This is a genomic window from Corynebacterium gottingense (assembly GCF_007559235.1).
Classification (GTDB): Bacteria; Actinomycetota; Actinomycetes; order Mycobacteriales; family Mycobacteriaceae; genus Corynebacterium; species Corynebacterium gottingense.
This window is the reverse complement of record NZ_VMHH01000004.1, coordinates 69,747-85,201: the sequence shown is the minus strand read 5'-3', so window position 1 is coordinate 85,201 and position 15,455 is coordinate 69,747. Positions and strand designations below refer to the sequence as shown.

15 protein-coding genes are annotated in these 15,455 nt (G+C 64.1%); 4 read left to right on the top strand and 11 right to left on the bottom strand.

Annotation, left to right across the window (positions count from 1 at the left end):
- Nucleotides 1-183: 183 nt before the first annotated feature.
- The 3 genes from FPH17_RS06515 to FPH17_RS06505 all read right to left on the bottom strand — a co-directional run bounded on the left by FPH17_RS06515 (nucleotide 184) and on the right by FPH17_RS06505 (nucleotide 1,691).
- Nucleotides 184-765 carry a TetR/AcrR family transcriptional regulator gene (locus FPH17_RS06515; RefSeq protein WP_167496785.1) on the bottom strand — a complete coding sequence of 194 codons (582 nt, stop codon included), beginning with the start codon at nucleotides 763-765 and terminating at the stop codon, nucleotides 184-186.
- 195 nt (nucleotides 766-960) lie between these two features.
- Entirely contained in the window at nucleotides 961-1,371 is a 411-nt protein-coding gene (gene ndk, locus FPH17_RS06510; RefSeq protein ID WP_095275443.1) for a nucleoside-diphosphate kinase, read from the bottom strand.
- On the bottom strand, nucleotides 1,368-1,691 hold the full coding sequence (locus FPH17_RS06505) for a hypothetical protein (RefSeq protein WP_154879280.1): 324 nt from the start codon (nucleotides 1,689-1,691) through the stop codon (nucleotides 1,368-1,370). Before FPH17_RS06505 ends, ndk begins: the two co-directional genes overlap by 4 nt.
- A gap of 27 nt (nucleotides 1,692-1,718) precedes the next feature.
- Here FPH17_RS06505 and FPH17_RS06500 point away from each other — a divergent pair, with 27 nt between their 5' ends.
- Entirely contained in the window at nucleotides 1,719-3,158 is a 1,440-nt protein-coding gene (locus FPH17_RS06500) for a class I adenylate-forming enzyme family protein (protein WP_167496784.1), read from the top strand.
- Here the strand turns inward: FPH17_RS06500 and FPH17_RS06495 are convergent.
- The 5 genes from FPH17_RS06495 to FPH17_RS06475 form a co-directional block, all read right to left on the bottom strand.
- Nucleotides 3,155-3,634: a DUF4233 domain-containing protein gene (locus FPH17_RS06495; protein WP_095535399.1), complete on the bottom strand. Its 480-nt coding sequence runs from the start codon at nucleotides 3,632-3,634 to the stop codon at nucleotides 3,155-3,157. The genes FPH17_RS06500 and FPH17_RS06495 overlap by 4 nt on opposite strands.
- A gap of 68 nt (nucleotides 3,635-3,702) precedes the next feature.
- Nucleotides 3,703-4,572, bottom strand: a complete 870-nt coding sequence (locus tag FPH17_RS06490; protein ID WP_165765394.1) for an ATP-grasp domain-containing protein — start codon at nucleotides 4,570-4,572, stop codon at nucleotides 3,703-3,705.
- A 4-nt stretch (nucleotides 4,573-4,576) separates the two neighbouring features.
- Nucleotides 4,577-6,256: a bifunctional folylpolyglutamate synthase/dihydrofolate synthase gene (locus FPH17_RS06485; RefSeq protein ID WP_238397107.1), complete on the bottom strand. Its 1,680-nt coding sequence runs from the start codon at nucleotides 6,254-6,256 to the stop codon at nucleotides 4,577-4,579.
- A 10-nt stretch (nucleotides 6,257-6,266) separates the two neighbouring features.
- Nucleotides 6,267-9,008 (bottom strand): valine--tRNA ligase, encoded by a 2,742-nt coding sequence (locus tag FPH17_RS06480; protein WP_154879273.1) that lies wholly within the window; start codon nucleotides 9,006-9,008, stop codon nucleotides 6,267-6,269.
- Nucleotides 9,009-9,030: 22 nt separating this feature from the next.
- Entirely contained in the window at nucleotides 9,031-10,017 is a 987-nt protein-coding gene (locus tag FPH17_RS06475; protein ID WP_154879271.1) for a malate dehydrogenase, read from the bottom strand.
- 292 nt (nucleotides 10,018-10,309) lie between these two features.
- On the opposite strand from FPH17_RS06475, the gene FPH17_RS06470 reads away from it, so the two are divergent.
- Complete coding sequence (locus FPH17_RS06470) at nucleotides 10,310-11,140, top strand: TetR/AcrR family transcriptional regulator (protein WP_154879269.1); 831 nt, start codon at nucleotides 10,310-10,312, stop codon at nucleotides 11,138-11,140.
- 30 nt (nucleotides 11,141-11,170) lie between these two features.
- On the opposite strand, the gene clpX is transcribed toward FPH17_RS06470, so the two are convergent.
- Entirely contained in the window at nucleotides 11,171-12,448 is a 1,278-nt protein-coding gene (clpX, locus tag FPH17_RS06465) for an ATP-dependent Clp protease ATP-binding subunit ClpX (protein WP_095547417.1), read from the bottom strand.
- 197 nt (nucleotides 12,449-12,645) lie between these two features.
- Here clpX and FPH17_RS06460 point away from each other — a divergent pair, with 197 nt between their 5' ends.
- Together FPH17_RS06460 and FPH17_RS06455 are read left to right on the top strand one after the other, a co-directional pair.
- The gene (locus tag FPH17_RS06460; protein ID WP_154879267.1) at nucleotides 12,646-13,410 is read left to right on the top strand and encodes an alpha/beta fold hydrolase; all 765 of its coding nucleotides are present in this window, start codon (nucleotides 12,646-12,648) and stop codon (nucleotides 13,408-13,410) included.
- 51 nt (nucleotides 13,411-13,461) lie between these two features.
- Complete coding sequence (locus FPH17_RS06455) at nucleotides 13,462-14,106, top strand: hypothetical protein (RefSeq protein ID WP_133064023.1); 645 nt, start codon at nucleotides 13,462-13,464, stop codon at nucleotides 14,104-14,106.
- Between the two features lie 76 nt (nucleotides 14,107-14,182).
- Here the strand turns inward: FPH17_RS06455 and FPH17_RS06450 are convergent, their stop codons facing one another.
- Both FPH17_RS06450 and FPH17_RS06445 read right to left on the bottom strand, forming a co-directional pair.
- Nucleotides 14,183-14,803: an ATP-dependent Clp protease proteolytic subunit gene (locus tag FPH17_RS06450; protein ID WP_095275433.1), complete on the bottom strand. Its 621-nt coding sequence runs from the start codon at nucleotides 14,801-14,803 to the stop codon at nucleotides 14,183-14,185.
- 33 nt (nucleotides 14,804-14,836) lie between these two features.
- Nucleotides 14,837-15,427, bottom strand: a complete 591-nt coding sequence (locus FPH17_RS06445; protein WP_095275432.1) for an ATP-dependent Clp protease proteolytic subunit — start codon at nucleotides 15,425-15,427, stop codon at nucleotides 14,837-14,839.
- Nucleotides 15,428-15,455 lie beyond the last annotated feature (28 nt).

The window sequence follows — 15,455 nt, the reverse complement described above, 5'->3', positions numbered from 1 at the left end:
CGCGAATGCGCGGGACTTCAATGTCAAAGTTTGTCAGCACGCGCGGCGTCAACAACATCAACAACGTCAAGGACGTCAACGACGCGATGCTTGCCATCCATTGTGGCACAGGCCCCCGCCCCGCGCGTTCACCCCGCCCTGTCCACGGTCAGTCCTCTTGACCAACCGCTACTCGTTCTCGCTCTACGGCCCCTCCGCAAGCTCGAGGAAGCGCACAACTCCGCTAATGGTTGTTTCGACGACTGGTTTATCCCAGCCAGCAACAACAAGGGACGACCCAACAATTGCTCCGAGAACTGCGTTGCCGTCCGCTTTGGTAACGTCCGCGTACTTGAGCAGTGCGTCGATTGCGTTAACTGCCTCGTAAAACTGCTCTTTGACCATCGCTTGCAACGCGGGTGCCTCACGCTCAGCATCGACGGTTGCGGAAATGATCCCGCGTACCCAGTCTCGGTGCCCACAGGTCACAAGATCCAGCGTCGCCGCAGCGAGCTCACGCCGATCCTCTCGAATCTTAGGGTTCTTGAGCGCCTCCTCGAGGATCGCCGCCTGCACGGCGTGGAATCGCTCAAAGCACGTCTGGATGAGCTTCTCACGGCTCTCGTAGTAGTAACCAATCGAGCCAACCGGCACCCCAGCACGCGCGGCTACGTGCCGATGAGTGACTGAGGACATCCCCTCCTGCAGGAGAAGATCAATCGTGGCCTTTTCGATAGACGCGCGCTTCGCTTTTGCACGTTCTTGCTCTGGCTTGTCGTTGACCATCTCCGGGCCTTTCTCCGATACAACATACGATGGGCTCATCGCAGCGTGACGCTTACCTATGCATTGTGACATATCTATTGAGTCGCAATAAATCATCTGAACGTTTCACGAGTTTTGCCCAGGAAAGCATCGAAAAACGCTACCCCAGGATGCGCTCTTCCGGGGGTAGCGTTGTCGAATCTTTGGTGTGGTTGGTTACTTGCCGGGGAACCAGATGGCGATCTCACGCTCTGCAGATTCCGGGGAATCGGAACCGTGCACCACGTTCTCACCGACGGTCAGCGCGAAGTCGCCACGGATGGTACCCGGGGTAGCCTTCTCCACCGGGTGGGTGCCGCCTGCCAGCTGGCGCCAGGCAGCGATCGCAGACTCGCCCTCAACGATGCCAGCAACCAGCGGCGCAGAGGTGATGAAGTCTACGAGGTCACCGAAGAACGGCTTATCCTTGTGCTCTTCGTAGTGCTTCTCGGCGGTCTCGCGGTCTGCGGTACGCAGATCCATCTCCACCAGCTTCAAGCCCTTGCGCTCGATGCGGGAAATGATTTCACCGACGTGCCCGTGGGCAACGCCGTCCGGCTTAATAAGAATCAAAGTACGTTCGGTCATGGACCAGACTTTACCGAAACCTCTCGCACGATGCGCGATGCATCAGCGGGCGTCGCGTCACGCTTCCATAACTGCACCTGCCGCACCGCTCCATCTTCATTTCCCTCACGGACCATCCGCAAAATTGTCGTACGCTGTTCCGGATCGAGCGAAAGATCCGGGGCACCCATGTCCTGATACTTCATGTACAGCGCACATGCCAGAGCACCGCCCGCAATCACGATCGCAGCGGCGCCGCCCCAACTCGGCCATGCGAACAACGACGCGCCAACGGCGACAAGCGACATCACCGCAGCAAGCACCAGCAGGAAGAATCGCATACTCCCAAGCTACTAAGGTTTATGGGGATGTACCAGCATGTTCCGCTCCATGAGCTCGCGCTTAGCCAAGGCCTTCCTGACGCACCCGCGTTGACCGACCTGTCCACGGGCACGACGGTGACCTACCGCGAGCTCCGCACACTCGCTAACAACGTCGCGCGCGTACTCGCCCACGCCATAACATCCCCCTCCCCCGTCATCGCGGTCCAACTCCCAAACTCGGTGGAGTTTGCGGCCGTGATCCTCGGCATCGCCCAGGCGGGTGCAGCGTCCAGTCTGATCGGCCCGCTACTTCGCAACCATGAAGCGAGACATCTCGCCGAACTCGCCGGCGCAGACCCACAACTCGACCTCATCCGGATGGAGCAGGCGCAAGCGCTGATACGCGGCACGACTCCCGCCGGTTGGCCACACCGCGACGCTGCTAACCACACGCCCGCAGTCAGTGCTGCGAATGCACAAGAGCTCGCCTTCGTTCCGTACTCGTCGGGCACCACGGGGATGCAGAAGGCGGTGGGGTTGACGGGGGCGTCGGTAAGCGCAAACATGACCCAGTTTGCTGCAGCGATTGCACGAAGTGGGGTGGGTACTCACACCCCAACGATGTCGCCGCTGCCCTTCTCACACATCTATGGCTTGACCGCGCTGCTGCTCACCCCGCTCATGCTGGGGCATCACGTGCTCACGATGCAGCGCTTTGATCCGGAGCGCTTTGTGAGCGCGCACCGCGATTTCGCCGTGCAGCTCACATTCATCGCCCCGCCGCTCGCGCGCGTCCTCGAGACCGCCCCGGCCGATGCCTTCAACGCACTCGAACTGATCATCAGCGGCGCGGATCGACTCGACCCCACGGTGGCACGAACGGTGGAGTCGCGACTGGGCGCGAGCGTGATCCAGGGGTACGGAATGACCGAGACGTCGCCGGTCACCTTTGTTGGCGTGCGCGGCGAAACGCCTCCGGACTCGGTGGGGTTCCCGCTCCCCGATACCCGCTTCCGCATCGGTCCCGACGGTGAATTATCCGTCGCCGGGCCACAGCTCATGCGCGGCTACCTCGGGCAAGAGCCGATCGGTGAATGGTTTCAAACCGGGGACCTCGCGCGCGTGGGAACGCACGGCGAGCTCTACATCATCGGACGCGCCAAAGACACGATCAAATACAAGGGCTACCAGATCGCTCCGGCCGAGCTGGAGGCCACGCTGCTCGAGCATGAAGCAATTGTCGACGCCGCCGTCACCCCCTTTGTGCTCAATGGCACCGAGGTCCCCCGCGCGTTCGTCGTGCCCGCACCCTCACCGGCAGCCACGTCTGCCCGCCTCACAGCCGACGGTGTCATGCGGTTCGTGGCTGACCGGGTCGCGCCGTACAAGAAGGTGCGCGTCGTAGATTTTGTCGAAGAGATCCCCCGTAGCGCAGCCGGGAAAATCCTCCGCACCCAGCTGCGCGACCTGCCGCACGCAGACTAGCGCGCCGGGTCTTCTGCAGTGCCCAGGTGCTGGGTAACTAGGTACCCGGCGCGCATACGCTGCAGCATCTCCGAGCGCAGCTTGATGATGAAGAACCACACGACGCCGAACGTGATGCCGACGGCAGTGACGGACCAGTGGATGAAAAACCCGAAGATGAGCGGAATCTGGAGCGCCAGGTCCACCCACAGCATCACCGGCTTCTTCTGGAAGAACGCAACGACCACGTGCGCGAGGCCGATGACGGTGACGTAGACCCAGTTAAACGTGGTCCAGAGCTCCCCGTTCTCAACCTTGAGAATCACGGTGAGGATGAGGAAGATCGTGATCGCTTCCATCACGAGCGTGCCGGAAAGTACGCCGGTCAGGCCTGCCATCGGGTCTTTGACCGGGGCCTTGCCCGGGCCGAGGGGGCTCATATCCGGCTCGCGACGCGCGCCGCGGCGCGAGCGCCGGGTGTTGTTCTGGTCAGCCATGCCCTCATCGTATCGCTGAGAACGGTTGGGCCATAACTGGTGCGCGGTGGCGTCGACAAGCGCTTCGATCAACGCGCCTGGACGCAGTACTCAATTACTCGAGCGGCGACGTCGATTCCCGTCACCTCCGTGAGGGAGGCAAATTGGGCGTTCGAGTTCACCTCGCCGACAAGCGGACTGGACGCATGGAGGAAATCGACCGAGCCAATATCCAGGCCGAGCGCGCCCATCGCTGTGCGTGCAGTGTCCACGAAGTCCGCGGGCGGATCCCACGGCACCGCGCGACCGCCACCGGTCACGTTGGCGCGGAAGTCACCTCCCTGGCCGAACCTTTGCATCGCAGCAACTGGGGTCTCACCAACCATGAAGATGCGGGCGTCGTGGCCGTGGGATTCAGCGATGTATTCCTCCACGATCACGGGCGCAGGATGAGCGGCGCGGAGGAACGCGACCAGCTCCGCGGGGGCGTGGATCAGCTCGACCCCCTGCCCCCACGAGCCGATTGCACGTTTCGCCACGACCGGGTAGCCCAACTGAAGGTCTACGGCAGCGAGAAATTCGCTCTCCTCCCATTCCGCGGCCGATAAGTTCCGGTACGCCAGCGGCGCAGTCAACGTACACGGGTGCGCAATGCCGGCGTGAGAAAGCACCGCGTGCGTGTACGCCTTGTTATCGCACGCAGCGATCGCGGTCGCGGTGTTGATGGTGCGCACCCCCAGCGCTTCGAGCTGTGCGACGACGGCAACGTCTTTGTCCTGGATAAGCGCGACGCGCGGCAGCGGACCGGTGCCCATCGCGGCGACAACCTCATCGGTACTCACTCGCCGCAAATCAAGCCCGACCGCGCCGGCCGCACGCGCAAGAGCGCCGAACTGCCACTCAAACTTGTCCCAGTGCAGCCAGCGGTTGGTCACCAGCCAGGCAGCGTCGCAGCCCACCGCACTACGCCTCGGGCTCCTGCGCGTCCAGCGCAGTGAGGTAGGTGCGGGCATCACCGGCGGTGGCGATGGACCCGGTGACCAACACGCCCATGCCGTCTTCGCCAGACTCTTCGGCGACCTCGCGCGCCAGTTCCACCGCCGCCGGCAGATGCGCCTCGATCCGAACGCGGTCATCACCGAACACGTCGTACGCCACCTCCGCCAGCTCGTCGACGTCCATCGCACGTGGGGATGAGTTCTGAGTAATCACTACCTCGCGCAGCTCGGGCTCCAGCGCTGTCAGCATCTGGCGTGCGTCTTTGTCCCCAAAAATCGACACCACGCCGATCAGACCCGTGTAGTTGAAGTCCCGCTCGAGTGCGGAGGCGAGGGTGCGGGCGCCGTGGGGGTTATGGGCGGCGTCGATAAGCACGACCGGGTCCTTACCAAACCGCTCAATCCGCCCCGGGACCGTCACCTGGTCAAATCCCGCGCGAACGGCGTCGGCATCAAGCGGGTGCTCGCGGGTCACGCCGAAGAACGCCTCCACCGCGGCGAGCGCAAGCGACGCATTCGCCGCCTGGTGGGCGCCCGCGAGTGGGAGGAAGATGCCGTCGTACTCTCCACCGAGTCCGCGCAGCGTGAGCTGTTGGCCGCCGACGGCAACCGTGGACTTCCCTACCGAGAACTCGCTGCCGCTCCGAGCAACGATTGCCTCTGTGTCCACCGCACGCTCGAGAATCGCGTGCATTGCGTCCGGCTCCTGCTCGGCGACCACCGCAATGTTTTCCGCCGGGCTCAACGCGCTCAACGCGTCCGCCTCGCGGGGCTTAATAATCCCGGCCTTCTGTGCCGCGATCGCGGCAATGGTCTGGCCAAGGAACGCTTGGTGGTCAAGCCCGATCGGGGTAATCACGGCGACATCGGCGTCCACCACATTCGTCGCGTCCCAGGTCCCGCCCATGCCGACCTCCAGGACGGCGACGTCGACGGGCGCGTCCGCAAACGCCACGAACGCCATGGCTACGAGCACCTCAAAGCGGCTCAGCGGGGTGGCAAACTGCGCGTCGACCATTTCCACGAAGGGCTCGAGCTCGTCAAAGATTTCCGCGAAGCGTTCCGGCGCGATCTCGGCGCCGTCGATGAGCATCGTCTCGGTCACCCGCGTGAGCTCAGGGCTGGTGAACAGCCCCACGCGGTGTCCCAGTGCGCGCAGCAACGACTCGGTCATCCGCGCGGTCGACGTCTTCCCGTTCGTGCCCGCGACCTGGATCACCTTCAGCGTGTGCTCGGGCGAACCGAGTAAATCCATCAATGCGGCAACGCGGTCAAGGCTCGGGTTCGGGTCGGCAGCACCGGCGCGAGCATCAAGCTTCTCGCTGACCCGCGTGAGTGCAGCGCTATCCCCGGAGTACTCAGGAACCCGACTGATCGGCTCGCCGTCGTCGCTCGCCAGCTGCCCAACGCGCATCCCCACCAGCCCAGCGAGGCGCGCAAGCTCGTCGTTCTCCGAGCCTTCCGGAGACCCGTCGGGCTCGACGCTGTCGGCGGCACAAGTACCACCGAGATTCAGCGTCATGCCACTCTCCGTCATGGAGATACGGCCGAACTCCGTGTCGCGCTCACGCACCGGCGTGAGCTCGTCACGCTCCTGCTCGTCGCCGGGACTGGTGTTGTCGCTGTGGTTGTGCTGCTCGCTCATGCGAGCCAGTCTACTTCTCCGGCAGCTTCTCCAGTCGCGCGGTCACGCGCTCGAATTCCTCTTGCGCAACCTTCTGCCGCACCTTGATCTTCTCCACGACCTGCTCCGGCGCGTTGGTCAGGAACTGCTCGTTGGAAAGCTTCGCACCGGTGGTGTCCAGCTCTTTCTGCGCGGCGGCGAGCTCCTTCTCCAGGCGCTTGCGCTCGGCAGCCACGTCGACCGTGCCGGAGGTATCCAGCGCCACGTCGAGGTTGACCTGGCTCAGGCGCATCTCGATGCTTGCCGACGCCGCAAAGTCCTCACCCGGCGCCTCCACTCGAGCGATCTGGCGCACCATGTCCTCCTGGCCAGCCAGGTCCGCGGACGCGAAGTCCAAGCGCGCCGGCACCTTTTGCGACGGTTTCACGCCCTGGTCGGCCCGGAAGCGGCGCAGCTCGGTGATGAGCTTGATGGAGTCCTCGACGCGGCGGCGCGCGTCGAGGTCCGCTTCCGCACCGCCATTGGTGTCGTCTGCAGTCGGCCACGCAGCCGTGGTCACGGTCTCCTCGCCAGTCAGCGCAGTCCACAGGACCTCGGTGATAAATGGCATGGTCGGGTGCAGCAGGCGCAGGACCACGTCGAGGACACGGCCCAGCACGATCTGGGTGTTGCGGCCCCGCTCCTGTTCTTCCGCTGACGCATCAGCGTCAGCACGCGGGATCTGGGTCTTGGCAATCTCGAGGTACCAGTCGCACAGCTCGTCCCAAGCGAAGTGGTAAAGCGCCTCGTTCGCCTTGGCAAACTGGTAGTCGTCCAGGTAGGCGTCGACGCGCTTGCGCAGTTCCTCGGCGCGGTCGAGGATCCAGCGGTCGGCGTCGGTAAGCGCTTGACGCTGTGGCAGCTCGCCGACCCCGGCGCCGTTCATCAGCGCGAACTTCGTGGCGTTGTAGAGCTTGGTGGCAAAATTGCGGGCGGCCACGGCGTGGTCGTCGCCGATGGGCAGGTCCACGCCTGGGTTCGCGCCGCGGGCCAGGGCGAAGCGCAGCGCATCCGCACCGAAGCGGCCGACCCAGTCCATCGGGTCGATGCCGTTGCCCAGGGACTTGGACATCTTGCGGCCCTTTTCGTCGCGCACCAGGCCGTGGAGGTAGAGGTCCGTGAAGGGCACCTGCGGCCGGCCGCCCTTGCCCTCGCCGAGGATCTCCGGGGTGAACTTGCCGGCGAAGGTACCAAACATCATCATGCGCGCCACCCAGAAAAACAGGATGTCGTACGCGGTGACGAGCACGGAGGTCGGGTAGAACTTGTCCAGCTCAGGCGTCTTCTCCGGCCAGCCCATCGTGGAGAATGGCCACAGCGCGGAGGAGAACCAGGTGTCCAACACGTCCGGGTCCTGCTCGTAGCCTGCGGGCGGTTCCTCGTCGGGGCCGACGCACACCACGTCGCGCTCGCCGTTTTCGTCTTCCGGCCCGTACCAGATCGGGATGCGGTGACCCCACCACAGCTGGCGCGAGATGGTCCAGTCGTGCATGTTGTCTACCCAGTCGAAGTAGCGCTTCTCCATCGACTGCGGGTGGATCACCGTGTCGCCGTTGCGCACGGCGTCGCCGGACATCTTCGCCAGCTCGTCCACCTTGACAAACCACTGCAACGACAGGCGCGGCTCGATCGGCTCGCCGGAGCGTTCGGAGTGGCCCACGGAGTGCACGTAGGGGCGGATCTCCTTGACAATGCGGCCCTGCTCCGCGAGTGCCTCGCGCACGGCGACGCGCGCTTCCTCGCGGCTCAAACCGTCGAAGCGGGTGCCCGTGTTGGCGATGCGGGCCTGCTCATCCATGATGATCGGCATGTCCAGGTTGTGGCGCAGGCCCATCTCGTAATCGTTCGGGTCGTGCGCCGGCGTGATCTTCACCGCGCCCGTGCCCAGCTCCATATCCACGTAGTCGTCGGCGATAACCTTGACCTTGAGGTCGTCGCGCAGCGGGTGGTCGAACTCCTCGCCGATGAGGTGCGCGTAACGCTCGTCATCGGGGTGGACGGCGATCGCCACGTCACCCAACATTGTTTCGACACGGGTGGTGGCCACGACGAGGTGCGGCGCATCGTCGTCAAGCGAGCCATAGCGAATCGAGACGAACTCACCCTCGACGTCCTTGTATACGACCTCAATGTCCGACACCGCGGTCTCGAGCACCGGGGACCAGTTCACCAGGCGGTAGTCGCGGTACACCATGCCCTGGTCGTACAGCTGCTTGAAAATGGTCTGGACCGCCTTGGACAGCCCATCATCCAGCGTAAAGCGCTCCCGCGACCAGTCGACCGAATCGCCGATCGCACGCATCTGCGTGGTGATCGTGCCGCCGTACTGCTGCTTCCACTCCCAGACGCGATCGATGAACTCTTCGCGGCCGTAGTCGTAGCGGTCCTTGCCCTCCTCGGCCTTGAGCTTCGCCTCCACCTTGGTCTGCGTAGCAATGCCGGCGTGGTCCATGCCGGGCAGCCACAGCACCTCGTAGCCTTGCATGCGCTTGCGGCGCACGAGGGAATCCATCAGCGTGTGGTCGAGCGCATGGCCCATGTGCAGCTGGCCGGTCACGTTCGGCGGCGGCAGCATGATGGAGTAGGCGGGCTTGTCGGATGCGGGGTCCGCCGTGAAGTAGCCCTTGTCCACCCACTTCTCGTACAGCGTGGACTCGTGGTCCTGCGGTTCCCAGCTCTTGGGAAGGGCGTCCGCGCGGTTCTTGCCTACTAAATCATTCGTCGCTTCACTCACGGTTGCCCATCATAGCCCCCGCTCAGAACAGCGCGTCAGCCACTTCGGCTTCCTGCTTGAGCGCGTCCACGTTCGCCTGGATACGCTCGCGCTGGAAGTCGCTCACCTCCAGCCCTGCGACGGGCTCCCACGTCCCGCCGGTACCCACTGCCGGCACTCCGAAGACCAGGCCAGCGTCGACGCCGTATTCGCTTGTCGACGCCTGCGCCACCGTCACCCAACGCCCATCGGTCCCCTGCACCCAGTCCCGCATGTGGTCGACGGCGGCGGACGCCGCCGACGCCGCGGAGGACTTCCCACGCACCTCGATGATCTCGCCGCCGCGCTTGGCCACGCGCGGGATGAACTCGTCGACGTACCAGTCCCGGTCCACCTTGTTGGCCAGCGGCTCGCCGTTCACGGTGGCGTAGGTGATGTCTGGGAACTGCGTGTCGGCGTGGTTGCCCCACACCACCACCCGCTCGAGCGCGGTGGAGGGCACGTCGAGGTGCTGCGCCAGCATGGACAGCGCGCGGTTGTGGTCCAAGCGCATCATTGCGTTGAAGCGATCGCCCGGAATGTCCGGGGCCGACTTCGAAGCGATGTAGGCGTTAGTGTTGGCCGGGTTGCCCACGACGAGGACGCGGATGTCCTGCGCTGCGGCGTCGTTCAGCGCCTTGCCCTGCTCGATGAAAATCTTGCCGTTGGCCGCGAGCATGTCGGCGCGAGACTCGCCCTTTCCGCGCGGCTTGGCGCCGACCAGGAACGCCGCGTTCGCTCCCTCGAACGCCTTGGCTGCGTTGTCCGCGACAGTGATGGTGTTGAGCAGCGGGAGTGCAGAATCAGCGAGTTCCATCGCGGTCCCCTCCGCGGCGCGCACGGCAGCCGGGATCTCCAGCAGCGTGAGGTTGACCGGCTGGTCCTTACCATAGACGTCGCCGGAGGCGACACGCCAGAGCAGCGAGTACGCAATGTTGCCTGCGGCTCCAGTAACCACAACGTTGACGGGCTGTACCGGGGATTTCGTCATCTTGACTCCTTGGCTCGGATGTGTGCTCGACTGCTTGCTCGCCGTCTGAAATGGCCCTGCGATGACCCTCATGATGCAGACGACGCGATCGCATACCCGACGAGTATAGAAACGTGACGCCGGTGGGTTCTCGCGCATCTCCCCCCATTTGGGCACAACTTTGGCCAGCTTCTGTGGTTTTTCGCTTCGAATGGGGACATCGGGGGCGCATGTGGTGCACGATGGAAACGTATGACCTTGGCGTTGACGCGCACCGACCCCTGCCCGCCCTGCATGACCCGAAGGAGACCCTGTGACGCAACAGCACAAGAGCAGTGACGCAGTTGACGCAATTGACGGGGCTGCCCAGACCTCAGATACGGGTGAAGCGAGGGCCGACTCCGGCGCCGCATCTTCCGACTCGCTGGACGCGGTCGTCGATACCGCGCTGCGAATGTTTTGCGCGGACGGGTTCCACGACACGAAGCTCGAAGCGATTGCCAAGGAATCCGGCATGTCCAAGCGCAAGATCCACTACAACTTCGGGGACAAAAAAGGTCTGTATACGCGGGCGACGCTGCGCGCCCTCGAACGCCTCACCCCACCCGAGCACGTGCTGAATCGCTCCTACGCCGTACCCGTCGAGGGGATGCGCAAGTTCATCGACGCGCTCTACACGGCCGTCAAGAATAACCCCGATTCCGCAGGCATCCTGCTGCGCGAGGAGTTGGACCCGGTGCTTGACGGCACCACGTCGGTACTCACCCAACGTACCGACACCGTCGCGCTGCACCTGGAACGCCTCCTGCTCATCGGCCAGGACTCGGGCGCGTTCCGCCCCGGAATCTCGGCCGACGACGTACTGGTGTTGCTCGTCTCGCTCAGCTTCTTCCCCACTGCCTTGGGCGACGTCGCGGAGGGGCTGCGCAGCATAAACTTTCGCTCCGAGCGCAACAACACTGGCCTGCGCAGGATGGTCATCGACGCGGTCATCGCGTTCCTGACCACCAACATTTCCCCGTCCGGTTACGACAGCTACTTGGAACCGACGCCTGCGGCGGACGCGGCGGACTTACCCGAAGTCCACACCATCGCGGATGTGAGCGCCGATTACCTGGACGACCCGGAGACGCGCATTTACTAAGGCGCGCCGCGGCCGGGGCACACGGCGCACTTAGGCCGAGCGCTGCTCTTCGTCCGTCAGGTACTGCGGCTCGGCCTCGCCCCGCACCACGTCCGCGGAGATGACCACGCGGTTCACGCCCTCACGATCGGGGAGGTCGTACATGATGGGCACCAACAGCTCCTCCATGATCCCGCGCAGCCCGCGAGCGCCGGTCTTGCGTTCCGCTGCCTTGTCCGCAATGAGCCCGAGCGCCTCGCTATCCAGCTCAAGCTCGGCACCGTCCATCGCGAACAGGCGCTGATACTGCTTCACTAGGGAGTTCTTCGGCTCCGTGAGCACACGCACCATGGCGTCGCGGTCCAGGTCCTCCACGCTTGCCAGCACCGGCAGACGGCCGATGAACTCGGGGATCAGTCCAAACTTCACCAGGTCGGCCGGCTGCACCTGGGAAAGCAGGTTAGCCTCGTCGCGCTCCGCCTTCGAGTCAATCTCTGCGCCGAAACCGATCCCTTTCTTGCCCACGCGCTCCGCGATGACCTTGTCCAGACCGGCGAAGGCACCGGCCACGATGAACAGGATGTTCGTGGTATCAAGCTGAATGAATTCCTGATTCGGGTGCTTGCGCCCACCCTGCGGCGGGACCGACGCGACCGTGCCCTCCAGGATCTTCAGCAGCGCCTGCTGCACGCCCTCGCCGGAGACGTCGCGCGTGATCGACGGGTTCTCCGACTTGCGCGAGATCTTGTCCACCTCGTCGACGTAGATGATCCCGGTCTGCGCGCGGTTGACGTCAAAGTCCGCCGCCTGCAGCAGCTTCAGCAGGATGTTCTCCACGTCCTCGCCCACGTACCCGGCTTCGGTCAGGCTTGTCGCGTCCGCGATTGCAAACGGGACGTTGAGCATTCGGGCCAGCGTTTGCGCAAGGTACGTCTTACCGGAGCCGGTCGGGCCGAGCAGAAGAATGTTGGATTTGGAGATCTCCACGTCCTCCTCGCGGCGGCGCGCCGTCGATGCAAGCGACTCTGCCTTGATGCGCTTGTAGTGGTTGTACACCGCGACGGCGAGCGTCCGCTTCGCCTGATCCTGCCCAATGACGTACTGGTCCAAAAACGCCGTGATTTCGGACGGCCGCGGGAGCCGCTCCGGGTCACCAGCCTGCCCCTGCTGCGAGCTCGCGAGCTCTTCTTCGATGATCTCGTTGCAGAGTTCAATGCACTCATCGCAGATGTACACACCGCCACCTGCGATGAGCTTGCGGACCTGCTTCTGGCTCTTTCCGCAAAACGAGCACTTGAGCAGATCCGATCCGTCGTGTGTTGCTGCCATGTGCGCTATTTACTCCCGTTCGTGCAATCGCCGTGCGGTCTTTCCGTGCAATATACGTGCCCCCGCCACGGACTGACCAAAAGGTTAGATTTCAAGTGTAGTTCCTACGTCAAACCAACGGGCGCACGCCCGCGCTGGTTCCCGTTTTGCGCAACAATGGTTGTCGGACCTGCATTTCAGCGGAAAGGACGCAGACAATGACTCACCTTCACGTCACCGAACATGGGGATCCGACTCGCCCGACGGTGGTGCTGCTCAGCTCCATCGCCACGACGCACGAGGCCTGGTCCAAACAAATCCCCGCCCTCGAGGGCGCCTTCCATGTCGTCACCGTGGATCACCGCGGTCACGGCAAGTCCGACAAGGCTCGGGTTGCGCCCGGGGCATCGCTTATCGACGACCTCGCGTCCGACATCCTCCACGCCCTCGACGAGGCGGGCGTGGACCGCTTCAGCATCGTCGGACTTTCGCTCGGCGGGGCGCTGGCGCAGTACATCGCCGCCACCAGTGGCCGCGTGGACAAGGCCGTGTTCGCCTGCACCGCCACCTACCTTGGCGGGCAGGACAAGTGGTCCGAGCGCACCGCCCTCACCCGCGAGCAGGGCACAGCGGCGCTGGCCGACGGGATGATGGGCAACTGGTTCACCGACGGGTTCCGGAAATCGCACCCGGACGAGGTGCAGCGCGTCCATGACATGGTGTCCGGCATCGACGGTGAAGGCTACGCGCAAAACGGCGATGCCCTGGCCAAGTGGGACTTCGCCGACCGGCTGGGCGAGATCACCTGCCCGGTGCTGACGATCGCCGGAGCACAGGACCCGTCAACGCCTCCCGCCGAGTTGGAGAAGATCGCGCGCGGTGTCGCGGGGCCAGTGACGTCGGTGGTGATCGACCCTGGTTCGCACCAGGTTGGCATCGAGCGTCCCGAGGAATTCAACCGGGCCTTGACCGCGTTTCTCTAGGCCGCATCGGCTACGCTAGTAGCGTTCATCGTCGCCGGAAAGGATCTGCTCGTGAAACGCACCCGTACCCAGTCTGTTCTCGCAGCACTCGTTGCTGCAACGGTATTGGCGGGTTGCTCGTCTTCCGAGGGCGACGAAGCTCGCCTGGCGGAGCCGGTGATCGACTTTCCGGCGACGAGCACGACGGCGTCGCCGACGACGTCGAAATCCACGTCCACCTCTACATCGAAGAGCGCGAGTGCGGACGAGGACGACGAGGAGGAAACGACGAAGTCGTCGTCGACAAGCTCGTCGAAGACCTCTGAAAAGTCCAGCTCGGAAAAGAAGACCTCGACGAAGAAGACCTCCGAGAAGTCGACGAGCACGCGCAAGACCAGCACCCGCCGAGCCGCAAAAGACGAGGTGGAAGAGCAGGTGATCACTGAGACGGTGCCGGTGGATGACGGCTCGAATGGGTGCGCGTGGCCGGCGCAGGGCGAGGGCAGCGGCAACCAGGAGTACAGCACGTTCTGCGACGGCACCTGGGCGCGCACCATCACGCCTGAAAACGAGCAGGAGTACTTCTGGACTTCCGAGGGCGGCACCTGGACCAGCGTGGACCCGACTGGGTCGAACGAGAACGGCGTGTGCTGGGCCCGCGAGCCGTTTGCGCAAGCGCCTGAGGCCGTGAAGAACGCTGTGCCGTTCTGCGCGTAAAACGGGATAGTCCGCGCGCAAACAACGCCACCCGGTTCACTGCCGGGTGGCGTTGTTGTGTGTAGCGCGGGAAGCGTTACGCGTTGAGCTTGCGGTAGTCAAAGACCTGGTCGATGATCCCGTACTCCACCGATTCCTGGGCGGTGAGGATCTTGTCGCGGTCGGTGTCCTCGCGGACCTGCTCCGCGGTGCGGCCCGTGTGACGGGCCAGCGTGTCCTCCATGAGGCGGCGCATGCGCTCGATCTCGTTGGCCTGGATCTCCAGGTCAGAGACCTGCCCCTGAGTGCCCTGGGTGGCCGGCTGGTGGATGAGCACGCGGGAGTTGGGCAGCGCAGCGCGCTTGCCCGGGGCGCCGGCCGCGAGGATCACGGCAGCTGCGGACGCGGCCTGACCGAGGCAGACGGTCTGCACATCGGGGCGGACGTACTGCATCGTGTCGTAAATCGCCATCAGTGCGGTGAACGAGCCGCCCGGCGAGTTGATGTACATGGTGATGTCGCGGTCCGGGTCCTGCGACTCGAGGACCAGCAGCTGCGCCATGATGTCGTTGGCGGAGGTGTCATCCACCTGGGTGCCCAGGAAGACGATGCGCTCTTCAAAGAGCTTGCCGTACGGGTCGATCTGCTTGGTACCAAAGGAGGTTTCCTCCAGGAACTGCGGCAGGACGTAGCGGGAGTTCGGCATCTGGAAAGTCATAAGTTCAGTCCTTTGCGTTGAGGGTGTTCCGGGTTAGTTACCAACTGGGCCGTCGGTCTGCGCAACGTTCTCAATGACGTGGTCGACGATGCCGTACTCCAACGCCTGCTGGGCGGTGAACCAGCGGTCACGGTCCGAGTCCTTGGTGATCTGCTCGAAGGTCTGGCCGGTGTGCTCGGCGATGAGCTCAGCCATCTCACGCTTGGTCTGCGCGAACTGCTCCGCCTGGATCGCGATGTCCGCTGCGGTGCCGCCGACGCCCGCGGACGGCTGGTGCATCATGATGCGGGCGTGCGGCAGCGCGTAGCGCTTGCCCTTCGTCCCACCGGAGAGCAGGAACTGGCCCATCGACGCGGCGAGGCCCATGCCGTACGTAGCCACGTCGCACGGCGCGTACTTCATCGTGTCATAGATCGCCATGCCGGCCGTCACGGAGCCGCCGGGAGAGTTAATGTACAGCGAAATGTCGCGCGTGGGGTCCTCCGCGGACAGCAGCAGGATCTGCGCGCAAAGCTTGTTCGCAATCTCATCATCAACCTGCTGACCGAGGAAGATGATGCGCTCACGCAGCAGGCGCTCGTAGACGGAGTCTCCGAGATTCATGCCGTTAGCTGGGGATGTCATATGACGCTCCTTTAATCCTTCGTTTCCG